The following is a 23,247-nucleotide window of genomic DNA, read 5'->3' on the forward strand; positions in this document are numbered from 1 at the left end:
GGTTCGGCGGCCGCACTCGAGGCCTCAGCCCCCTATTTTGAACGCATACACGCAACGAATGCTGAATTGGCGGGCGGGTTTTGCTGTGATTCGCACCCGTATTGCAGCGTGGCGGCACGCGGTGGTGCCGACTCCGATGTCCGACGTCCAAGGCGCGCACAGCCCCGTGTCCCGGCTCGTCCCCGGGGCGCTCAACAGCGACGGTCCAACTCGTTCCCGAGGCGCTGCGCGGCCACGCGTCCTCATCGGACAAAGCCGCGTCGCTTACGATCGAGCCTCGTGCCCCACGACGGTAAAGAGCGATCGCAGCGGATCCCCCGGTCGGTGGCCGCCATCGCGGGCATCGTAGGGCTGCTGCTGTGCCTGTCCGTCCCGCTGCTCCCGGTCAAACAGACCACCGCAACGGTCCTCTGGCCGCAGGGCAACATCGACGGGCATGTCAGCCAGATCACCGCGCCCCTGGTGTCGGGGGCACCCCGCGCGCTGGACATCTCCATTCCCTGCCCGGACATCGCCACCCTGCCCCGCGGCGGCGGCCTGGTGGTCTCGACCCTGCCGCCCGGCGGCATGGACGCCGGGAAGAACGGGTTGTTCGTGCGCGCCAACACCGACGTGGTCGTCGTCGCGTTCCGGGACACCGTGGCCGCGTTCGCGCAACGCTCGGCCGTCGCCGCCGGGGCCTGCAGCGTGCTGCACGTCTGGGCCAACGCCGGCGAAACCGGCGCTGACTTCGTCGGCATCCCCGGCGCCACCGGGGTGCTGCCACCCGAGAAGAAGCCCCAGGTCGGCGGCGTCTTCACCGACATGAAAGTGCCCGCAGGACCGGGACTGTCGGCCCGCATCGACATCGACACCCGCTTCATCACCGCGCCCACCGTCATCAAGGAAATCGTGATGATCCTGGGCGCCCTGGCCGTGCTGACGGCCATCATCGCCCTCGCGGTGCTGGACCGCCGCAGCCGGGGCGGGAGCTTGATACACAACTGGCGCTCCCCGATCGCCTGGCTGTCCCGGTATCGCCCCGGCACGCGCCTGGCGAACTGGCGGCGGGTGGGAATCGCGACATGGATCGCCGACGCCGGCGTGATCGCAACCCTGCTGCTGTGGCACATCATCGGCGCGACCTCGTCGGATGACGGCTACAACCTGACCATCGCGCGCGTCGCCCCCGGCGCCGGCTACATCGCCGACTACTACCGCTACTTCGGCACCACGGACGCACCCTTCGACTGGTATCTCGGGGTGCTGGCCAAGATGGCCTCGGTGAGCACGGCCGGCGTCTGGATGCGGCTGCCCGCCACGGCGGCCGCGATCGGCTGCTGGCTGATCATCAGCCATTGGGTGCTGCGTCGGCTCGGACCCGGCCGCGGCGGCCTGGCGGCCAACCGGGTGGCGGTCTTCACCGCGGGCGCGGTGTTCGTGGCGGCGTGGCTGCCGTTCAACAACGGCCTGCGGCCCGAACCGCTGATCGCCCTCGGCGTGCTGGTCACCTGGATGCTGGTGGAACGCGCGATCGCGCTGCGGCGGTTGGCACCCGCGGCGGTGGCCGTCATCGTGGCGCTGCTGAGCGCGACGCTGGCGCCGCAGGGCCTGATCGCCGTCGCCGCGCTGCTGACCGGGGCACGGGCCGTCGCCCAGACGATCCGGCGCCGCCGGGCGACCGACGGACTGCTGGCACCGCTGGCGGTGCTGGCGGCCTCGCTGTCGCTGATCCTCGTGGTGGTGTTCCGCAGCCAGACGCTGGCCACGGTCGGCGAATCGGCCCGCATCAAGTACAAGGTCGGCCCGACCATCGCCTGGTACCAGGACTGGCTGCGCTACTACTTCCTCACCGTGGAATCCAACCCCGACGGATCGATGGCGCGGCGATTCGCCGTCTTGGTCCTGCTGCTGTGCATGTTCGGGATGCTGGTCACCCTGCTGCGCCGGGGCCGGATTCCGGGCGTGGCCAGCGGCCCGGCGTGGCGGTTGATCGGCACCACCGCGTTCGGCCTGCTGCTGTTGACGTTCACGCCGACCAAGTGGGCGGTCCAGTTCGGTGCGTTCGCCGGGCTGGCCGGGGCGCTGGGTGCGGTCACCGCCTTCGCTCTGGCCCGGATCGGCCTGCACAACCGCCGCAACCTGACGCTGTACGTCACGGCGCTGCTGTTCGTGCTGGCCGTGGCGACCTCGGGCGTCAACGGCTGGTTCTACGTCGGCAACTACGGGGTGCCGTGGTACGACATCCAGCCGGTCATCGCCAGCCACCCGGTGACGTCGATGTTCCTGGCGCTGTCGATCGCGACCGGCCTGCTGGCCGCCTGGCAGCACTTCCGGATGGATTACGCCGGGCACACCGAGGTCAAGGACAACCGGCGCAACCGGGTGCTGGCGTCGACCCCGCTGCTGGTGGTCGCGACCATCATGGTCGTCGGCGAAGTCGCCTCACTGACCAAGGGCGCGGTGTTCCGCTATCCGCTCTACACCACCGGCAAGGCCAACCTCGCCGCGATCAGTTCGGGGCTGTCCCCCGCCAGCTGCGCCATGGCCGACGACGTGCTGACCGAGCCGGACCCCAATGCGGGCATGCTGCAGGCGGCGCCCGGGCAGACCTTCGGCCCGGACGGCCCGCTGGGCGGCAGCAACCCGGTCGGCTTCAAACCCGACGGCGTCGGCGACGACCTGAGGTCGTACCCGGTGGTCACCAAACCGGGCGTGGTGAATTCCGACGCGTCACCGAACAAGCCCAACGCGGCCATGAGCGACTCCGCGGGCACGGCCGGCGGAAAGGGCCCGGTCGGGGTGAACGGGTCGAACATCGCGCTGCCGTTCGGCCTCGACCCGGCCCGCACCCCGGTGATGGGCAGCTACGGTGAGAACTCGCTGGCCGCCACCGCCACCTCGGCCTGGTACCAGCTGCCCCCACGCACCGGCGACCGGCCGATCGTCGTGGTGTCGGCGTCCGGCGCCATCTGGTCCTACAAGGAGGACGGCACCTTCACCTACGGGCAGTCGCTGAAACTGCAGTGGGGTGTCACCCGCCCCGACGGCACCACCCAGCCGCTCGGTGAAGTCCAGCCCATCGACATCGGGCCCGAGCCGGCGTGGCGCAACCTGCGGTTCCCGCTGACCTGGGCGCCGCCCGAGGCGAACGTGGCGCGCATCGTCGCCTACGACCCGAACCTGAGCTCGGACCAGTGGTTCGCCTTCACGCCGCCGCGGGTGCCGGTCTTGCAGACGCTGCAGCAAATGATGGGATCGCAAACGCCCGTGCTGATGGACATCGCGACCGCCGCGAACTTCCCCTGCCAGCGGCCGTTCTCCGAACACCTTGGCGTGGCGGAACTTCCGCGGTACCGCATCCTGCCCGACCACAAGCAGACGGCATCGTCGTCGAACGGGTGGCAGGCCAGCGAGACCGGCGGGCCGTTCCTGTTCCTGCAGACAATGCTGCGCACCTCGACGATCTCGACGTATCTGCGTGGCGACTGGTATCGCGACTGGGGATCCGTGGAGCAGTACTTCCGGTTGGTGCCGGCTGATCAGGCGCCGGACGCCGTAATCGAACAGGGTGTGATGACAGTGCACGGCTGGAGCCGGCAGGGACCGATTCGGGCACTGCCATGAGCGTCACGACCGTCGACAACCGCGAAGACAAGGCGGCCCCCCGGCAGAACGTGCGGGTGACCCGCTGGGTCGCGACGATCGCCGGGCTGATCGGCTTCATCCTGTCGGTCGCGACGCCGCTGCTGCCCGTCGTGCAGACCACCGCGCAGCTGAACTGGCCGCAGAACGGCCAGCTGAACAGCGTTACGGCGCCGCTGATTTCGCTGACACCGGTCGACGTGAACGTGACCGTGCCGTGCTCGGTGGTGCGCGCCCTGCCGCCGGAGGGCGGGGTGGTGCTCAGCACGGCACCCAAGAAGGGCAAGGACGCCGCGCTCAACGCGCTGTTCGTGGTCGTCAACGGCAAGCGCGTCGACGTCACCGACCGCAACGTGGTGATCGCCAGCGCGGCACGGGATCAGGTCACGTCCCCGCAATGTCAGCGCATCGAGATCACCTCGACCAAGGCGGGCGCCTTCGCCACCTTCGTCGGACTGAATGATCCTGCGGGCAAACCGATCAGCGGCGGTTTCCCCGACCCGAACCTGCGGCCGCAGATCGTGGGGGTGTTCACCGACCTCAGCGGGCCGGCCCCGGCGGGTTTGAAGCTGTCGGCGACCATCGACACCCGGTTCTCCACCACCCCAACGACTTTGAAGCTGGCCGCGATGGTGCTGGCTATCGTGTCCACCATCGTCGCGCTGATCGCCTTGTGGCGGCTCGATCAGCTGGACGGTCACCGGATGCGCCGGCTCATTCCGGCGAACTGGCGCACGTTCACCCTGGCCGATGTCACGGTGATCTCCGGCTTCGTGCTGTGGCATGTGATCGGGGCGAACTCGTCGGACGACGGCTACATCCTGGGCATGGCCCGGGTCGCCGACCGCGCCGGCTACATGTCGAACTACTTCCGCTGGTTCGGTAGCCCCGAGGACCCCTTCGGCTGGTACTACAACCTGCTGGCGCTGATGACCCATGTCACCGACGCCAGCCTGTGGATGCGGTTGCCGGACTTGATCGCCGGGATCGTGTGCTGGCTGCTGCTCTCGCGTGAGGTGCTGCCCCGGCTGGGGCCCGCGGTGGCCGCCAGCAAGGCGGCGAATTGGGCGGCGGGCATGGTGCTGTTGACGGCCTGGATGCCGTTCGACAACGGCCTGCGCCCCGAGCCGATCATCGCCGTCGGGTCGCTGATCACCTATGTGCTGATCGAGCGCTCCATGCGCTACAGCCGGCTGACGCCCGCGGCGCTGGCGGTCATCACCGCGGCGTTCACCCTCGGAGTGCAGCCCACCGGATTGATCGCGGTGGCCGCGCTGGTCGCCGGCGGCCGCCCGATCCTGCGCATTCTGGTTCGCCGTCACCGCGTGGTCGGCACGTGGCCGCTGGTGGCGCCGATGCTGGCCGCCGGCACGGTCATCCTGACCGTAGTGTTCGCCGATCAGACGCTGTCAACGGTGTTGGAAGCCACCAGGATTCGCACCTCGATCGGCCCCAGCCAGGCCTGGTACACCGAGAACCTGCGCTACTACTACCTGATTCTGCCCACCGTCGACGGGTCGCTGTCGCGCCGCTTCGGGTTCCTGGTCGCCGCCCTGTGTCTCTTCACGACCGTCTTTATCATGTTGCGGCGCAAGCGGATTCCCGGTGTCGCGCGGGGGCCGGCCTGGCGGCTGATGGGTGTCATCTTCGGCACCATGTTCTTCCTGATGTTCACCCCGACCAAGTGGGTGCACCACTTCGGGCTGTTCGCCGCGGTGGGAGCGGCGATGGCCGCGCTGGCGACGGTGCTGGTGTCGCACGAGAGCTTGCGCTGGTCGCGCAACCGCATGGCGTTCCTGGCGGCGCTGTTCTTCGTGCTGGCGCTGTGTTTCGCCACCACGAACGGTTGGTGGTACGTCTCCAGCTACGGCGTTCCGTTCAACAGCGCGATGCCGAAAGTCGGCGGAATCACGATCAGCACAATCTTTTTCGCATTCTTCGTGATCACCGCGCTGTGGGCGGCGTACCTGCACTTCGCCCCCCGGGACCGCGGCGAAGGACGGCTGGCGCGGGCGCTGACCGCCGCGCCCATCCCCGTCGCGGCCGGGTTCATGGCGCTGGTGTTCTTCGCATCGATGGTGGCCGGCATCGTTCGTCAGTACCCCACCTACTCCAATGCGTGGGACAACCTGCGCGAGTTCAGCGGCGGCTGCGGTTTGGCCGACGACGTGCTCGTCGAGCCGGACAGCAATGCCGGCTTCATGGCGCCGCTGCCCGACAACGCGGGTCCTTGGGGCCCCTTGGGCCCCTTGGGTGGCGTCAACCCAACGGGATTCACGCCCAACGGGGTACCGGACCGCACCCTGGCCGAGTCGGTCAAGGAAACGTCGGTACCGCAGCCCGGCACCGACTACGACTGGGATGCGCCGCTCAAGCTGACGACGCCGGGCATCAACGGGTCGACGGTGCCGCTGCCCTACGGCCTCGATCCCGCACGAGTTCCGCTGGCGGGTAGCTACACCACCGGCGCGCAACAGCAGAGCAGGCTGACCTCGGCGTGGTATCAACTGCCGAAACTCGATGACGGGCACCCGCTGGTGGTGGTGACCGCCGCGGGCACGATCGCCGGCAACAGCATCCTGCACCACCACACCAACGGGCAGGCCGTGGAGCTGGAATTCGGCAGGCCCGGCCCCGGCGGCGCGGTGCAGCCCGCCGGCCGGCTGGTGCCCTACGACCTGTACGGCGAGCAGCCGAAGGTGTGGCGGAACCTGCGCTTCGCGCGCTCCCAGATGCCCGCCGACACGGTCGCGGTGCGAGTGGTCGCCGAGGACCTGTCCCTGACGCCGGATGACTGGATCGCGCTGACCCCGCCGCGGGTACCGGAGCTGCGTTCGTTGCAGGAGTACATCGGTTCGAAGCGGCCGGTGCTGATGGACTGGGCGGTCGGGCTGGCGTTCCCGTGCCAGCATCCGATGCTGCATTCCAACGGCGTCACCGAGATCCCGGAGTTCCGCATCACCCCGGACTACAACGCCAAGAAGCAGGACACCGACACCTGGCAGGACGGCGTCAACGGCGGCCTGCTGGGCATCACCGACCTGTTGCTGCGGGCCCACGTCATGTCGACGTACCTGTCCCATGACTGGGGCCGCGACTGGGGATCGCTACGCAAGTTCGACACGATCGCCGACGCGCACCCGGCGCAGCTCGACCTGGGCACCGCCACCCGGACCGGATGGTGGTCGCCCGGGCCGATCCGCATCAAGCCGTAGCGAGCGACGAAAGTTTGCAAATGGCTTTGCGCGGTCGTTATTCACCGGTCTAATAACCCGCTGAATTAACGGCGGAGTAATTACTGGTCAAGGGTTTAATTCCGCCATTTCCTGGTCAATACTAATTCCGCTGTGATCCATTTCATACGATGGAAAAGGGTGGCCGATGCACACGCTGACACGCCTGGGAACCTGCACGGCCGCGGTCACGCTGCTGATCGCGCCGGCCGCGAGTTCGGCCAGCGGAACGGCGGCCGCCGAGGGCGGTGGCACGACGGTCGTTTTCGACAACTATCTGCGGCGTTGCGACTTCAGCAAGGTCAGCATCGCCCCCAAGGTGCCCAGCCCGATGCTCGGCACCGGTTCGGCCATCGTCCGGGCCAGCGGGTCCCGGGCCGTCGCCGAAGTCCACCTGGTCGACGGGCCCGAGCCGGGCATGCATTTCGACGTCGGCCTTATCGAAGAACCCCGACCGTCCTCGTCCACCTGTGGGCCGGGAGACCCGGGCACCGCCTTTACCGGCATGGATCTCGACGGCGCGGGAAATGGAACGGCCACCGTTGCCGACACCATTCGGCCGGGCACGACCGGCGTATGGGTGATCGTCGAGCGGGCGAACGCAAACTCGCACAACCCGGCCGAATTCTATACGTCCGAGTTCGTGGTGCCGGTAGGGTCGTAGCAGGCCCCCACACGCCCGAGACGACCGCCTCAGACAGCTACCCGGAAGAAAACAGGGACTTCGGTCCCTATCTTGACGCTCACGTCAAATGCTGCGATGGAGGTATCGACGAGAACCTGGTGAAAGGGAGCGGTGTCGGCGTCATACGAGGAAACAAGCCACCAACCAATCGCGCCGGAAGAAGCGACCGGCGACATCGGTTCGGTGCTGCGTGCCGACGTCCCCGACGAGGTCGAGACATCGTCGGCCGTCGCCGAAGCGGCGGCGACGCTGGCCCGCGGCTCGGCCATGCTCGTGGTGAAGCGGGGCCCCAACGTCGGGGCGAAGTTTGTGTTGAACGAGCCGGTGATGAACGCCGGGCGGCACCCCGCCAGCGACATCTTTCTCGATGACATCACGGTCAGCCGTAGGCATGCCGAATTCCGCAGTGAGAACGGCGAATTCCGCGTCGTCGATCTCGGCAGCCTCAACGGGACCTATCTCAACCGCGGCGCCGTCGACTCTGCGGTGCTGACCAACGGCGACGTGCTCCAGATCGGCAATTTCCGGCTGGTTTTCCTGACCGCCCAGACGGGCTGACACCGACGAGGGGATATTCGTGACCACAGCACCCGGCCACAATCCGGACCATATTCAGGTCCACACCTCCGAATTCGGGCCCGGCCAAACGATTTTCGTTCAGGGGGACCCCGGTGATCGTGTCTATCTGATCGTCGAGGGCACGGTGAAGATCAACTTTCGTGGCACCGGCGACCGCAGCAGCGTCCGGGCGATCATCGGCCCCGCGGACATCTTCGGCGAGCTGGCGGTGTTCGACCCCGGCCCGCGCGCCTGCACCGCCACGGCGATCACCGACGTGCGCGCGATCTGGATGGACCGCGCCACGCTGCGCGCCTGGATGGCCGAACAGCCCGCGATCGCCGAGCAGTTGCTGCGTGCGCTGACCCGGCGGCTGCGGCACAGCGAACGGCAACTCGTCGAAATGGTTTCCAGCGACGTCACCGCGCGGGTGGCCCGCCAGCTGCTGTTGTTGGGCAAGCGTTTCGGCACCCCCGAGGGCGACGCGCTGCGGCTCGCCCACGAACTCAACCAGGACGAGATAGCCCAACTGGTCGGCGCCGACCGGGTTTCGGTGAACAAGGCGTTGCGCAATTTCACGACGCGCGGCTGGATCCTGTTGGACGGCAAGGCCGTTGTGATCGTCAAGCCCGAATCGCTGGCTCGCCGCGCCGACACGGGTGACAGCTCCGGCCCGGACCCGAATCGCCGGCGCCGCCCGCTACGCGCTACTGCCTGACGAACGGCTCGGCGCGTAGCGTCTGAGCCATGAGCGACTACGCCGTAGAGGCTGTGGACCGGCTGCCGTTTTCCACCGACGAGAAGTCGCAGCGCTACGCGACGGAAAACTACCGCGGGGCCGTGGGCCTCAATTGGTACCTCACCGACCCCACGCTGCAGTTCACCATGGCCTACTACCTCGAGCCCGAAGAACTGACGCTGGCCGAACGCCACCTGACGCGCATCGGTGAACTGATGGGCGGCCCGGTGGCGCAGTGGGCCGAAGAGACGGATCGCAACCCCCCGCAGCTGCAGCGCTACGACCGGTGGGGCCACGACATCAGCGAGGTGGTCATGCCGACCTCCTTCACACAGTCCAAGCGGGCAGTCCTGGACGCCCAGCAGGCGCTGCGAACCGAAGCCCGCGAGGCGAAGACGAGCTCGTCGTTCACCATGTTCGCGTCGAATTATCTGCTCAACCAGGCCGACATCGGCATGGGCTGCGCGTTGGGCACCGGCGGCGGCATGGTCCAGTCGCTGGTGGCCGCCTACGCTCCGCCCGACGTGGCCGAGCACGTCCTGGCCAGATTCGCCTCCGGAGAGTGGGCCGGCGAGACGGCGCAGCTGCTGACCGAACGCACCGGCGGCTCCGATCTGGGGGCGCTGGAGACCACCGCCACCCGACACGGTGACGCGTGGTTGTTGAACGGCTTCAAGTGGTTTGCGTCCAACTGCGCCGGGGAGGCGTTCGTCGTAATGGCGAAACCCGAAGGCGCACCGGACTCTTCGCGCGGCGTCGCCAACTTCCTGGTGCTGCGCAACCGCCGCGACGGCTCGCGCAACGGCGTGCGGGTGCGGCGGCTGAAGGACAAGCTAGGCACCCGCTCGGTGGCCTCGGGTGAGGTCGAATTCGTTGATGCCGAAGCCTTTTTGCTGTCCGGCGAGCCCGGCGACGGCGTCGCGGGGCCGTCGGACGGCAAGGGGCTGGGACGCATGATGGAGCTGACCAACGCCGCGCGCCTGGGCATCGCCTCGTTCGCGCTCGGTAACGCGCGGCGCGCCCTGGTCGAATCGCTGTGCTATGCCCGGCAACGCCGGGCGTTCGGCGGCGCGCTCATCGACAAGCCGCTCATGCGGCGCAAACTCGCCGAGCTGATCGTCGACGTCGAGGCCGCGCAGGCGCTGGTGTTCGACTGCACCGGCGCCACCAACCATCGTCAGCCCCGCAGCATGCGGCAACGGATCGCCGTGCCGGTCACCAAGCTGCGGGTGTGCCGGCTGGGGATCACCGCGGCCTCGGATGCGATCGAAATCCACGGCGGCAACGGCTATATCGAGACCTGGCCGGTGGCGCGGCTGCTGCGCGACGCGCAGGTGAACACCATCTGGGAGGGGCCGGACAACATTCTGTGTCTGGATGTGCGTCGCGGGATAGAGCAGACCCGCGCGCATGAGACGCTGCTGGCGCGGCTGCGCGATGCGGTGTCGGTCGCCGACGACGGCGAAACCACCCGACTGGTCGCCGGCCGGATCGAGGATCTCGACGCGGCGATCACCGCGTGGACCAAGCTCGACAGGCAGACGGCCGAGGCGAGGCTGTTCCCGCTGGCCCAATTCATGGGCGACGTCTACGCCGGTGCGTTGCTCATCGAGCAGGCCGCCTGGGAGCGGGCCGCCCGCGGCGGTGAGCGCAAGGCGCTTGTCGCGGGGCTCCACGCGCAGCGCTATCTCGCCGATCGCGGGACGCTGCGCGGTATCGACGCCGACTCCGACGAGGCGCTGGAGCGCTTCGACGAACTGCTCGACGGCGCGCTGCGGCTCTAGGCAAATGTGGTGTCCCCGAAAGCGATAGCGGATGCGCTAGCACATTCCGCAATCGCCCATTTGCCCAGACAGGCGCGATCGCGGCATCGAAGGGCGGACTAGATCGGAATGAGCCCGTGCTTACGCGCCGTGCGGAACCACAGTTGCTTCTCCCGCAGCAGCTTCATCGACTTGCGCAGCAGCAGCCTGGTCTCGTGCGGGTCGATGACCGCGTCGATGAAGCCGCGCTCGGCGGCGGTCCACGGGATCGCCATGTTGAGGTTGTAGCCCTCGATGAAGTCTTTCTTGATCTGCTGCGCCTCGGGCGTGGTGGGGTCGGGGAAGCGCTTCATCAGCAGCTGCGCGGCCCCCTCGGCGCCGATCACCGCGATGCGCGCGGTCGGCCAGGCGAAGTTGAAGTCCGCGGTCAGCTGCCTGGACCCCATCACGGCGTAGGCGCCGCCGTAGGACTTGCGGACCGTGATGGTCACCTTCGGCACGTCGGCCTCGACGACCGAGTACAGGAACCGGCCGCCGCGCTTGATGATGCCGTTCTTCTCCTGCTCGGCGCCCGGCAGGAAGCCCGGCGTGTCCACCACGAACACCAGCGGGACGTTGAACGCGTCGCAGAACCGGATGAATCGCGCCGCCTTGTCGGAGGCCTCGTTGTCGATCGACCCGGACAGGTACATGGGCTGGTTGGCGATCACGCCCACCGGATGCCCGTCGACGCGGGCGAAGCCGGTGATGATGGCCGGCCCGTGCTGCGCGGCCACGTCGAGGAAGTCACCGTCATCGAAGATCCGCAGCAGGATCTCGTGCATGTCATAGGCCATGTTGTCCGAGTCCGGCACGATCGAGTCGAGCTCCAGATCGGTCGGGGTCGTCTCCGGCTCCAGGCCGGGGTTGACGATCGGCGGCTCGCTGACGGCGCTCGACGGCAGGAAGGACAGGAAGTCGCGCACGTACTGGAATGCGGCTTCCTCGGAGTCCACCACCTGGTGGATGTTGCCGTTGCGGGCCTGCGCGTCGGAGCCACCGAGCTCGTCGAGCGTGACGTCTTCGCCGGTGACCTCCCGGATCACATCCGGCCCGGTGACGAAGAAGTAGCCCTGGTCGCGCACCGACACCAGCAGGTCGTCCTGGATCGGCGAATACACCGCTCCCCCAGCGCATTTGCCGAAGATTAGGGAGATCTGCGGCACCAGCCCGGACAGCGCCTCGTGGCGGCGGCCCAGCTCGGCGTACCACGCCAGCGAGGTGACGGCGTCCTGAATACGCGCGCCGCCCGAGTCCTGGATGCCGACGATCGGGCAGCCGACCATCGCGCACCACTCCATCAGCCTGGCCACCTTGCGGCCGAACATCTCGCCCACCGTGCCCTGGAACACCGTCTGGTCGTGGGAGAACACCCCGACCGGCCGGCCGTCGATCATGGCGTGCCCGGTGACGCAGCCGTCGCCGTAGAGCGCGTTCGGGTCGTTCGGCGTCTTGGCCAGCGCGCCGGTCTCCAGGAAGGTGCCCGGGTCCACCAGCGCGTGGATGCGGGCGCGGGCGCTGGGGATGCCCTTCTTGTCGCGCTTGGCGACGGCCTTCTCACCGCCGGGCTCTTTGGCCAGTTCCAGGCGAGCGTAGAGCTCGGCCAGCTTCTCGGCGGTGGTGTGCTGAATGGGAGCCGGCGCCATCTCCGTCATTACTTGCCCACCTCACTCGTCTGACTGGTTTCGGCCTCCACCTTATTCAGGACGTCGGAGAGGTGAGCACCGACCTTGCCGATGGTCGGTTCGTCGATGGCCTGGATGTGCTCGCCGCCGATCGGCACCACCTCGAGGTCGGCCACGTACTCGCCCCAGCCGCCGTCGGGCTTGCGGACCGCATAGCGCGGCTCGAACTCGATGACGTCGTCGTGGTAGCGATCGGCCATGTACAGGGTCACGTGGCCTTCGTACGGCTCGATCTGGACGGTCTCGAGCGCCCGGTTGTCCAGGTAGGACGTCCGCTGGTGTTCGACGATGCCGCCCGGGATCTGCACGCCGCTCTGCTGGACGATGTCCAGCACGAACTTGACCTGGCCCTCGTCGTCGAGCTCTTCGAGCTGCTCGTAGGGGATCGCGGGGATCTCGACGTTGAAGGTGCGCTCGGCGAACTTCGCGTACCGGTCCCAGCGCTTGCGGGTCTCCTCCTGCGTCTGGGGGATCTCCTCGCCGGCGCGCACCGTGTCGATCATTCCGACGAAGCGCACATCCTCGCCCGCGCGCTTCAAACCGATCGCGCAGGCGTACGCCAGCGCGCCGCCGAGCGACCACCCGGCCAGGATGAACGGCTTGCCAGCGTTCATCTCCAACAGTTTCGGCACGTACTGGGCGGCCCGTTCCTGAACGGTGCCCTCCACACGCTCGAACCCGTACATCGGCGTGTCCGCGGGCAACCGGTTCAGCAGCGGCTCATAGACCACGGTCGAACCGCCGGCCGGATGGAACACGAACACCGGGGGTTTCGAGCTGCCCTCGGGGCGCGCCCGCAAGGTGCGGACGAAGCCGTCGATCTGCCCGGCCTCCAGGTACTGGCGGACCTTCTCGGCCAGCGCCTCGATGGTGTCCGACGTCAGGACGTCCTCGGCGGTGATGGCGCCCTCGGCGCGCTCCGAGAGGCGCTGCGCCATCTTGGCCGCGGTGTCCTCGTCGAGCTTGGGCAGCGGGTTGAAGATGCCGCCCGGCGACTTGCCCGTGACGATCGCCCAGGTGGCGAAGGTGACCCGCTCGGCGGCATCACGCGGCGGCACATCGGAATTCAGCGCTTTGGACACCGCCTCCTGGCTGAGCGCCCCCGCGAGATCCGGCTTCGCGCCGTTGGTCGCCGCGCCCTTCGGGCCGGACGGATCCGTCGGCGGCGGCGGGATCGTCGCGTCCGGCGCCGGCGGTGCCGGCTGAGTCTCGGGCTCCGCCTGCGGATCCGGTGCGGGTGCGCCGGCCGACGCCGGCGTTGCCCCGCTGAGGAGCTGGGCCTGCTCTTTGGCGATCTCCTCGGGCGTAAGCGTCTTCTGGTGCTCGTGTAGCTGCTCGACCTCGTCGCGGTGCTCGACCGCGTACTCGATCAGCTTCTCGATGGCATAGAGGTTGGCGTCGCGCACGGCCGTCAATTGGATTGGCGGCAGGTCGAAGTCGTATTCGACGCGGTTCTTGATCCGCACCGCCATCAGCGAGTCCAGGCCGAGCTCGATCAGCGGCACCTCCCAGGGCAGGTCCTCGGGCTCGTAACCCATGGCCGCCGAGACGATCAGGCCCAGCCGCTCGCCGATGGTCTCGCCGGAATCCGGCGTCCACCGGCCCACGCCGGCCGGCAGGTAGCGGTTGGTCAGGCTGTCCGACAGCGTCTCGGCGTCGGGCTCCTCGGCGGGCGCGGCGGGCGCCTCGTCCGCGGCGGTCGTGGTCGGCGCGGCGATGGCCGCGCCGGCGCCCGCCGCGGTGGGCAATGCGGCCACGCTCTGACCGGCCCGCGACACCAGCGCGTCGTAGACCAGCGTGAAGGACTCGTCGATGCGGGCGTGCACCTGCACAGCGGCGCCGCCGGGGTGCCGGGTCATCGTCGTCACCAGCCGGGCGCCCGCGCCGGGCACCGCGCGCTGCTCGGAGGCCACCAACTGCGCATCCGAAAGGACCTGTGTCGCAGCCGATCTCACCAGCGCGGCCAGATCCGTCTCGCCGTTGCGGGGCGCGTACTCCCAGACGTGGCGGCCGTCCGGCAGCGCGACGTGGGTCCCCGGCATGATCACCGAGCCGTCGCCGGAGAAGTGCACGTCGAGCCAGTGCTCTTTGCGCTTGAACCGGGTCGGCGGGATATTCGCGTAATCCTCGGGTCCCTGCGCGCGGCTGAACAGCGTGCGGATGTCCAGGTCGTGGCCGTGAACGTAGAGCTGGGCCATGGCCGAGATCATCGACTCGACGTCGTCCTGCTTGCGGGCCAGCGTCGGAATCAGTTGGGCGTCATGCAGACCCGCGGCAGCGGTGGTCAGGCCGATCTGCATCAGCGCCACCGGGTTGGGTGCGAGCTCCAGGAAGGTGGTGTGGCCGCTGTCGACGGCGTTGCGCACGCCGTGGGTGAAGTACACCGAGTGCCGCATGCCCTTGACCCAGTAGTCGACATCGTGCACCGGCTCGCCGCCGGGCTTGATGTAGCTGCCCTCGTGCACCGTCGAGAAGATCCCGACCGTCGGGCTCAGCGGGTGAATCCCCTGCAGCTCGGCGGAGAACTCACCGAGCAGCGGGTCCATCTGCGAGGTGTGGCCCGCGCCCTTGGTCTGCAGCTTGCGGGCGAAGCGGCCCTCGGTCTCCGCGCGGGCGACGATCGCGTCGATCTGGTCCGGCGGGCCACCGATCACGGTCTGGCTGGGCGCGGCGTAGACACACACCTCCAGGCCGGGGAAGTCGCCGAACACCGTCTTGAGCTCGTCGGCGGAGTACTCGACGAGCGCCATGAACCGGATGTACTCGCCGAACAGCATCGACTCGCCCTCGCCCATCAGGTGCGAGCGCGACGCGATCACGCGCGCGGCGTCCGCCAGCGACAGGCCGCCGGCGAAGTACGCCGACGCGGGCTCGCCGAGCGACTGGCCCACCACCGCAGCGGGTTTGGCGCCGTGGTGCTTGAGCAACTCGCCCAGCGCGATCTGGATCGCGAAGATGACGACGTTGCTGGTTTCGATGCCGTAGTCGACCGAGTCGTCGAGGATCATCTCGAGCACCGAGTAGCCGCGCTCGTCCTGGATCAGCGCGTCGACCTTCTCGATCCACTCGGCGAAGACCTCGTTGCGCAGGTACAGGCTCTTGCCCATCTTGCGGTGCTGCGCACCGAAACCGGCCATCGCCCACACCGGGCCGCTGGTCACCGGCCCGTCGGTGCTGAACACGTTGGGCCGTTGCTTGCCCTCGGCGACCGCGCGCAGGCCCTTGATGGCCTCCTCGTGGTCGTGGGCCAGCACCACCGCACGGGAGCGACCGTGGTTGCGCCGCGACAGCGCCCGGCCGATGGCTTCCAGCGACGACGCCTGCCCCTCCGGGCTTTCCATCCAGTCCGCGAGCTCGGTGGCCGCGGACTTCTTGCGCGACGTCAGAAACGCTGACACCGCGAGCGGGATCAGCGGCTTGGTCGGCTCCGACTCCTCTTGTGCGGCAAGCTCTTCCAGCGCAATCTCTTTGAGACGCAGTGCCTCGTCGGTCACACCCGGAAGCTCGTACTCCGGCTCTTCGGCCTCGGAGGCGTCGGGGATGATGTTGCCGAAGTCGTCGAACCGCAGCGAGTGGCTCTCCAGCGTGGGCGCCTCGGCCGCGTCGGCGGCCGGCGCAGCGGCGACGGGCTGCGGCTCGGCTTCGCGCTCGATGACGTCGCGGGGCAGCACCTCGCGCACCACCAGGTGCGCATTGGCGCCACCGAAGCCGAAGCTGGACACCCCGGCCAGCGCGTAGCCGCCGTAGCGCGGCCAATCACTGGCGTTGTCAATGACTTTCAGGTGCATGCCGTCGAAGTCGATGTAGGGGCTGGGGCCGGCGAAGTTGATCGACGGCGGCAGCTTGTCGTGCTGCAACGCCAGCACTACCTTGGCCAGGCTCGCCGCGCCGGCGGCCGACTCCAGGTGTCCCACATTGGTTTTCACCGCGCCCAGCAGCGCCGGACGGTCGGCGGGGCGGCCCCGCCCGACGATGCGGCCCAGCGCCTCGGCCTCGATCGGGTCACCCAGGACGGTCCCGGTGCCGTGCGCCTCGATGTAGTCGACGGTGCGCGGATCGATGCCCGCGTCCTTGTAGGCCCGGCGCAGCACCTCGGCCTGGGCGTCCTGGTTGGGGGCGATCAGGCCGTTGGACCGGCCGTCGTGGTTGACCGCACTGCCGGCGATGACGGCCAGGATCTGGTCGCCGTCGCGGCGGGCGTCGTCGACCCGCTTCAGCACGAACATGCCGCCGCCCTCGGAACGGGTGTAGCCGTCGGCGTCCGACGAGAACGACTTGATCCGGCCGTCGGGGGCCAGCACCGCGCCGATCTCGTCGAAACCGAGCGTCACCAGCGGCGTGAGCAGCGCGTTGACGCCGCCGGCGACCGCGACGTCGCATTCACCGTTGCGCAGCGCCTGCACCGCCTGATGTGTCGCCACCAGCGAGCTCGAGCAGGCGGTGTCCAGCGCCACCGAGGGGCCGCGGAAGTCGTAGAAGTAGGACACCCGGTTGGCGATGATCGAGCTGGCGGTTCCGGTGATCGCGTAGGGGTGCGCGACCGTCGGATCGGACACCGCCAGGAATTGGTAGTCGTTGTTCGAGAAGCCGACGTACACGCCGACGGCCTCACCGCGCAGGCTCGACGCCGGAATCCGGGCGTGCTCGAGCGCCTCCCAGGTGAGCTCCAGCGCCATCCGCTGCTGCGGGTCGATGTTGTCGGCCTCGGTCTTGGCGACCGCGAAGAATTCGGAGTCGAAACCCTTGACGTCCTTGAGGTAGCCGCCCCGGGTGCGGGCGGTGGCGACGCGCGCCGCAATGCGCGGCTCTTCCAGGAACTCCGACCAGCGACCCTCGGGCAGATCGGTGATGGCGTCGCGGCCCTCCATGAGCGCCGCCCAGGTCTCGTCCGGGGAGTTCATGTCGCCGGGCAGCCGGGTCGACAAGCCCACGATCGCGATGTCGACGCGCTCGGCCGGGCCGGTGCGGGTCCAGTCGGCGCCGTCCAGCTCGTCGTCGGAGACCTCGGGCTCACCCTCGATGATGCGGGTGGCCAGCGATTCAATCGTCGGATGCTGGAAGGCCACCGCGACGGACAGGGTGACACCGGTCATGTCCTCGATGTCGGCGGCCATCGCCACGGCATCGCGCGACGCCAGGCCCAGCTCGACCATCGGGACCGACTCGTCGATGTCGTCGGGTGACTTCCCGACGGCGCGGCCCACCCAATTGCGCAGCCACTGGCGCATCTCGGGGACGGTCATGTCGGCTTTTTTGGCGGGCGGTGTGGCGGGCACCTCCCCGCCAGGGCCCGGGGTGTGGTTTTCGGGGTGCTCAGTGTCAGCCATGGTCCTAAGGGATTCAGTCAGTGGAGCTGGCGAAGGCCGTCGGAGAACCGACGCCGCTTCGCAGACTGCCGTCGAGGTAAGCCGCGCGGCAGGCGCGGTGCCCGATCTTGCCGCTGGAGGTACGCGGGATCGTTCCCGACTGCACCAGCAGCAGGTCGCGGACCGTGACGCCGTGGCGCACGGCGATCGCGGCCCGGATGTCGTCGGCGATGGGCTGGTAGTCCAGCTTGTGCGAGCCGGCGGCGCGCTCGGCCACGATCACCAGCTGCTCGGACCCGTCGTCCGGGTCGTACTTGATGCCGGCGTGCGGGTTGTCGAACACTTCTTGCGGCAGCTGGTTGGCCGGCACCGAGAAGGCGGCGACGTAACCGGTGCGCAGCGCCTTGCTGGCTTCCTGCGCCGAGTATTCGAGGTCCTGCGGGTAGTGGTTGCGGCCGTCGATGATGACCAGGTCCTTGATGCGGCCCGCGATGTAGAGGTGGCCGTTGTGGTAGGTGCCGTAGTCGCCGGTCTTGACCCACATGCCGTCGTCGGGCGCGCCCTCGGCGTGGGACTGGCTGATCCGCGACTTGAGGATGTTGCGGAAGGTCTCGTTGGTCTCTTCTTCCTTGCCCCAGTAGCCGATGCCCAGGTTGTTGCCGTGCAGCCAGATCTCGCCGATCTGACCGTCGGGCAGCTCGCTGGCGGTCTCCGGGTCGACGATGACCGCCCACTCGTCCACGCCGATGATGCCGGCGGAAACCTGCGGAACGGCCTTCGGCGAATCGGCGGGCACCTCGACGAAGCGCTGCTTGTTCAGCTCGTCACGATCGACGTGGATGACCCTGGGCGCCTCGTCCATCGGCGTGGTGGAGACGAACAGCGTCGCCTCGGCCAGTCCGTAGGACGGCTTGATCGCGGTCTCGCGCAGACCGTAGGGCGAGAACGCGTCGTAGAACTTGCGCATCGACGCCGGGGACACCGGCTCGCTGCCGTTCAGGATCGCCTTGACGTTGCTCAGGTCCAGCGGCGGCTCGCCGTCCTTGGGCACCCCGCGCACGGCGGCGTGCTCGAACGCGAAGTTCGGCGCGACGGTGATTACCTCGCAGTCCGGGGCGTCCTCCGGCTTGCGCGCCATCTCGCGGATCCACCGGCCGGGCCGGCGCACGAAGGCGGCCGGGGTCATGAAGGTGAAGTTGTGACCGATCACCGGCGACAGCAGCGCGGTGATCAGCCCCATGTCGTGGAAGAACGGCAGCCAGGACAGTCCGCGGTCGGCCTCCTTGCCTTCCAGGCCGTTGAGCACCTGCAGCACATTGGTGGGCAGGTTCAGGTGGGTGATCGCCACACCGGTCGGGGTGCGGGTGGAGCCGGAGGTGTACTGCAGGTAGGCGATGGTGTTCTCGGTGGCCTCCGGCGGCTCCCAGGTCGATGCGACCTCGTTGGGTACCGCGTCGACGGCGATGACGCGGGGGCGCTCCTTGGCGGAACGGGCGCGGATGAACTTGCGGACGCCCTCGGCGGCCTCGGTGGTGGTCAGGATCGTCGACGGGGTGCAGTCGTCGAGCACGGCGTGCAGGCGGCCGACGTGGCCCGGCTCGCTCGGGTCGAACAGCGGCACCGCGATCCGGCCGGCGTACAGCGCGCCGAAGAGGGCGACGAGGTAGTTCAGGTTCTGCGGGCAGAGCACGGCGATGCGGTCTTCGGGCTGCGTGACTTGCTGCAGCCGGGCGCCCACGGCGCGGTTGCGGGCGCTGAACTCCGACCAGGAGATGTCGCAGGCGACGCCGTCGCGCTCGGTGGAGAAGTCCAGGAACCGATAGGCGAGCTTGTCGCCGCGAACCTTCGCCCATTTCTCAACGTGCTTGACCAAGTTCGTGTTGTCCGGGAACTTGATCTTTCCATTCACGATGAACGGGTTGTGGTACACCATGCCGCTCTCCTGTCGCACCTGTTTTCGGTCGGCTCGGCCGACACATTGTTCCTAGGTCGGCTCCGCCGACGGCTTCGTCCTGCAAGTCGGCTCGGCCGACGGTTACATGTCTACGCGCACACCGAACCTCGCACCGCACCCGGTTGGGAACGCCGGTGACGTGCCAGCGCCAGCCGGCATCGACCCCGACCGGGTGTGCGACAAAGGCCCGATAGCTCTTAAATTCCTCTTAATGTTACGGGGCTGCCTACGGCAGACCAAATCACAAGGTACCGCTGATCGCCATCGGCAACCGCCACCTAACCCTTGTGTCCCACCGCCCCGGTCATCCGTGTTTCGGTTGTGGCGCATTTGCGATCAGACCGTGAGCCCAGTTGAGCGTCCAGTCGGTCGCGGGTGCCCCGTCGATGCTCCAGCACTGCGTCGTGGCGTACAGCGCGTGGACCGGCTGGCCGGCGCCGCTGGCCAAGGTGTTCAGCGTGGCCGGCAGGTTGGCGATGCTGAACGCCTCCTCCGGAGCGGCGCAGATCAGGTCGCCCGGCGCGCAGATCTCGTTGGTCTTGCCGTTGAGGTCCCCGAAGCCGCCGGGGCGCGCGCCGGTCATGGTCAGACCCATCCCGGACAGGATGGGCACCTCGTGCAATGTGACCTCGGCGCCCTGCCCCGGCGGGTTGGGTCCGATGTCGTTGCCGACCCCCGTCTGGCGACGACCGTCCGCGATCAATGTCACACCGAGCACCAGGTCGTCGTCGACGGGTCCGCGGCCGTTACCGATATCGCTGGCGATGTCGCCCGCGATCACCGCGCCCTGCGAGAAGCCCATCAGCACGTAACTGGTCAGCGGGCACTTGGTGTTCATGTCGGTCATCGCCTGCACCGTCGCGCGGGTGCCCTCGGCCCGGCTGGCGTTGTAGGACATCTGCGTGTCGCCGCTCAGCGGATTGTGGAACTGCGCGGTGTATGGGGTGGTGTACGCCTGCACCCGCGACGACGGGAACTGCTGGGTGAGGGTCGCGGTCGCCTTGTGCAGCAGCGCGTTGGGGAATTGGAGGGGGCTGGCGGGGTCGTCCTGCACGGCGGACTCCCACGTCCCGGGAACGTTGACCAGGAACACGTCGGGGCACGACGCGTCCTGCGAGGCGGGTCGCGGCTTGTGCGGGTGCGTCGACGTCGACGGCGGCGGCAGGACCCCGGGCGGCACCGCGCTGGGCTCCGACTGGTGGCCGCGCAGCAATGTCACCGCGGCCAGGATGCCCAGAAAGACGACGGCGGCGACCGACAATGCGGCGATCCACGCGAGGGTGCGTTGGCGCTTACGCCGCGCGCTTTTAGCCATGTTCTCCTGCCAGCAGAGTCGGTGGATCGCAGCTACGCGGTCCTCCCGACCCCTGCTGCACCCCCTACACGGTACCGGCTCGGCCGAGCGGGCCAGTCGGGCAGCGGCCCGCCAGCGAATGGCGCCGACCCGCGGCGCCCGGCTGCGCCGCGCTTGCGATCGCCGCTAGCGAATGGCGCCGACGATGTCGCCCGACATCGCGCCGAGCTGCCCCGACCACGAGCCCCAGCCGTTGTCGCCGCCGCCGGGGAAGTCGAAGTGACCGTTGTGTCCGCCGTTGCTGCGGTACTGCTGATAGAACTCGCGCGAACTGCCCATCGCCGCGCCGGCCTGCCCGATCATCGCGGCGTCGTCGCCACCCATGTTGGTCGGGCTGTAGACCCAGACGCGGGTGTTGTTCTGCGCCAGCAGCGAGGCGTGCACGTAGGGGTCGTGCCACTTCCACCGGCCCAGCTGCGGGGCTCCCCACATCCCGTTGCCGTCGACGCCGCCGAACTGCTGCAGGCCGGCCAGGATCGCGCCGTTGTAGTTCGTGCTCGACGGGTAGAGGAAGCCGGACAGCGATCCGGCGAAACCGAAGCGGTCGGGGTGGAAGGCGGCCAGCGCCATCGCGCCGTAGCCACCCTGCGAGGCACCGACGGCGGCGTGGCCGCCGGGCGCCAGGCCCTTGTTGGCGGCCAGCCAGTCGGGCAGCTCGCTGGACAGGAAGGTGTCCCACTGCTTGCTGCCGTCCTGCTCCCAGTTGGTGTACATGCTCCACGCGCCGCCGGCCGGGGCCACCACCGAGACGCCCTTGCCGCCGAGCGTGTTCATCGCGTTACCGGCGGTGACCCAGTTGCTCACGTCGGGGGCCGCGTTGAAGGCGTCGAGCAGATAGACCGCGTGCGGACCACCGGCCATGAAGGCCACCGGGATGTCGCGGCCCATCGCCGCCGACGGAACCATCAGGCTTTCGTAGCCCGCCGCCCTGGCTTTGCCAACGGTTGCGGCGGTCTGCAGCGCGAAGGCCAACCCGACGGCCAGCACGGTTACGCAGAACACCCGGAAAAGCGCCGACATACCCCGCACGACCGTCATGTGCACCCTCCATCGTGTAGTCGCTGAAAGCACATTAGCCAGGGCCATAGTTCCCCCGCGCGCCGGGTAGTGAAACAAGTCACACACACCGCAAACGACGAGCGGCGGAAACCCCGAAGGGTTCCCGCCGCTCGTCGTAATGCTTGGCGTGTTTAGGTGCCCTGACCGTTACCGGCGTTGGTGGTGGCGGCCGTGGCCGGACCCGCACCCGGGGTGGCGCCCAGCACCGACTGCAGCTCAGGCTTCATCGCCTGCAGCTGTGCGCCCCAGTAGGGCCAGTCGTGGGTGCCGTTGGCGTCGAAGTTGAACACGGCGTTCTGGCCGCCCGCGGCCTTGTAAGCGTCCTGGAACTTCAGGTTGCTGGTCCGCACGAAGCCCTCGAGGAACTTCGCGGGCAGGTTGTCGCCACCGAGGTCCGACGGCTTGCCGTTACCGCAGTACACCCAGATGCGGGTGTTGTTGGCGACCAGCTTGCCGACCTGCAGCGACGGGTCGTTGCGCGCCCACGCCGGGTCCTCCTTGGGTCCCCACATGTCGGCGGGCTTGTAGCCGCCCGCGTCGCCCATGGACAGGCCGAGCAACGACGGCCCCATGCCCTGCGACGGGTCCAGCAGCGCCGACAGCGAGCCGGCGTAGACGAACTGTTGGGGGTGGTAGGCAGCCAGGATCAGCGCCGACGAACCGGCCATCGACAGACCGACGACAGCGCTGCCGGTCGGTTTGACCTGCTTCTCGCTCTGCAGGTACGCCGGCAGCTCGCTGGTCAGGAAGGTCTCCCACTTGTACGTGGTGCAGCCGGCCTTACCGCAGGCGGGCTTGTACCAGTCGGAGTAGAAGCTGGACTGGCCACCGACCGGCATGGCAACCGAGATGCCGGACTGGTTGTACCACTCGAACGCCGGGGTGTTGATGTCCCAGCCGTTGAAGTCATCTTGCGCGCGCATACCGTCGAGCAGGTACAACGCGGGCGAGTTGGCGCCACCGCTTTGGAACTGGACCTTGATGTCGCGGCCCATTCCGGCGGAAGGAACCTGCAGGTACTCCACCGGCAGACCCGGGCGCGAGAAGGCCCCGGCGGTTGCCGAGCCTCCGACGGCACCAATCAGGCCCGAGAGCAATGCCGCACCAGCGGCCGCCACCACGAGCCGACGCGGCATACCCGCCACGGCGCCGCGCAATCTGTCGACAAGCGTCATCCTTGCTTCCTCATCCTTCTTGCAGCCCTCGGCGCATTTCACCGACCGGCCACTTTCTTGATTGGGTCGAACT

At 68.5% G+C, this 23,247-nt stretch carries 12 protein-coding genes; 6 read left to right on the top strand and 6 right to left on the bottom strand.

Annotation, left to right across the window (positions count from 1 at the left end):
* The first annotated feature begins 279 nt into the window (after positions 1–279).
* From A5760_RS10235 to A5760_RS10260, 6 genes are all read left to right on the top strand, one after another.
* Positions 280–3,606: an arabinosyltransferase domain-containing protein gene (locus A5760_RS10235; RefSeq protein ID WP_064880258.1), complete on the top strand. Its 3,327-nt coding sequence runs from the start codon at positions 280–282 to the stop codon at positions 3,604–3,606.
* Entirely contained in the window at positions 3,603–6,839 is a 3,237-nt protein-coding gene (locus A5760_RS10240) for an arabinosyltransferase domain-containing protein (protein ID WP_064880260.1), read from the top strand. The genes A5760_RS10235 and A5760_RS10240 overlap by 4 nt, the downstream gene beginning before the upstream one ends.
* Positions 6,840–7,005: 166 nt before the next feature.
* Positions 7,006–7,521: a hypothetical protein gene (locus tag A5760_RS10245; RefSeq protein ID WP_064880262.1), complete on the top strand. Its 516-nt coding sequence runs from the start codon at positions 7,006–7,008 to the stop codon at positions 7,519–7,521.
* A gap of 132 nt (positions 7,522–7,653) precedes the next feature.
* Entirely contained in the window at positions 7,654–8,100 is a 447-nt protein-coding gene (locus tag A5760_RS10250) for an FHA domain-containing protein (protein ID WP_082279416.1), read from the top strand.
* Positions 8,101–8,119: 19 nt separating this feature from the next.
* Positions 8,120–8,818: a Crp/Fnr family transcriptional regulator gene (locus tag A5760_RS10255; RefSeq protein WP_231122594.1), complete on the top strand. Its 699-nt coding sequence runs from the start codon at positions 8,120–8,122 to the stop codon at positions 8,816–8,818.
* A gap of 29 nt (positions 8,819–8,847) precedes the next feature.
* Positions 8,848–10,623: an acyl-CoA dehydrogenase family protein gene (locus tag A5760_RS10260; protein ID WP_064880264.1), complete on the top strand. Its 1,776-nt coding sequence runs from the start codon at positions 8,848–8,850 to the stop codon at positions 10,621–10,623.
* 98 nt (positions 10,624–10,721) lie between these two features.
* On the opposite strand, the gene A5760_RS10265 is transcribed toward A5760_RS10260, so the two are convergent.
* The 6 genes from A5760_RS10265 to ag85A all read right to left on the bottom strand — a co-directional run bounded on the left by A5760_RS10265 (position 10,722) and on the right by ag85A (position 23,174).
* Complete coding sequence (locus A5760_RS10265; RefSeq protein WP_064880266.1) at positions 10,722–12,296, bottom strand: acyl-CoA carboxylase subunit beta; 1,575 nt, start codon at positions 12,294–12,296, stop codon at positions 10,722–10,724.
* Positions 12,296–17,569, bottom strand: a complete 5,274-nt coding sequence (gene pks13 / locus A5760_RS10270) for a polyketide synthase Pks13 (RefSeq protein WP_196772053.1) — start codon at positions 17,567–17,569, stop codon at positions 12,296–12,298. Before pks13 ends, A5760_RS10265 begins: the two co-directional genes overlap by 1 nt.
* 97 nt (positions 17,570–17,666) lie before the next feature.
* The gene (gene fadD32, locus A5760_RS10275; RefSeq protein WP_064880270.1) at positions 17,667–19,565 is read right to left on the bottom strand and encodes a long-chain-fatty-acid--AMP ligase FadD32; all 1,899 of its coding nucleotides are present in this window, start codon (positions 19,563–19,565) and stop codon (positions 17,667–17,669) included.
* Between the two features lie 325 nt (positions 19,566–19,890).
* Positions 19,891–20,901: a cutinase family protein gene (locus A5760_RS10280; RefSeq protein WP_064880272.1), complete on the bottom strand. Its 1,011-nt coding sequence runs from the start codon at positions 20,899–20,901 to the stop codon at positions 19,891–19,893.
* Positions 20,902–21,066: 165 nt separating this feature from the next.
* Positions 21,067–21,969 carry an esterase family protein gene (locus tag A5760_RS10285; RefSeq protein WP_064880334.1) on the bottom strand — a complete coding sequence of 301 codons (903 nt, stop codon included), beginning with the start codon at positions 21,967–21,969 and terminating at the stop codon, positions 21,067–21,069.
* Between the two features lie 161 nt (positions 21,970–22,130).
* Positions 22,131–23,174 carry a diacylglycerol acyltransferase/mycolyltransferase Ag85A gene (gene ag85A, locus A5760_RS10290; protein ID WP_064880336.1) on the bottom strand — a complete coding sequence of 348 codons (1,044 nt, stop codon included), beginning with the start codon at positions 23,172–23,174 and terminating at the stop codon, positions 22,131–22,133.
* Positions 23,175–23,247: the final 73 nt, after the last annotated feature.

Source organism: Mycobacterium colombiense, assembly GCF_001665835.1.
Classification (GTDB): domain Bacteria; phylum Actinomycetota; class Actinomycetes; order Mycobacteriales; family Mycobacteriaceae; genus Mycobacterium; species Mycobacterium colombiense_A.

Coding starts and splice junctions, on each gene's coding strand:
- A5760_RS10240 (WP_064880260.1), top strand. CDS start 3,603: ATGAGCGTCACGACCGTCGACAACCGCGAAGACAAGGCGGCCCCCCGG.
- A5760_RS10245 (WP_064880262.1), top strand. CDS start 7,006: ATGCACACGCTGACACGCCTGGGAACCTGCACGGCCGCGGTCACGCTG.
- A5760_RS10260 (WP_064880264.1), top strand. CDS start 8,848: ATGAGCGACTACGCCGTAGAGGCTGTGGACCGGCTGCCGTTTTCCACC.
- A5760_RS10265 (WP_064880266.1), bottom strand. CDS start 12,296: ATGACGGAGATGGCGCCGGCTCCCATTCAGCACACCACCGCCGAGAAG.
- pks13 (WP_196772053.1), bottom strand. CDS start 17,569: ATGACCGTCCCCGAGATGCGCCAGTGGCTGCGCAATTGGGTGGGCCGC.
- fadD32 (WP_064880270.1), bottom strand. CDS start 19,565: ATGGTGTACCACAACCCGTTCATCGTGAATGGAAAGATCAAGTTCCCG.
- A5760_RS10280 (WP_064880272.1), bottom strand. CDS start 20,901: ATGGCTAAAAGCGCGCGGCGTAAGCGCCAACGCACCCTCGCGTGGATC.
- ag85A (WP_064880336.1), bottom strand. CDS start 23,174: ATGACGCTTGTCGACAGATTGCGCGGCGCCGTGGCGGGTATGCCGCGT.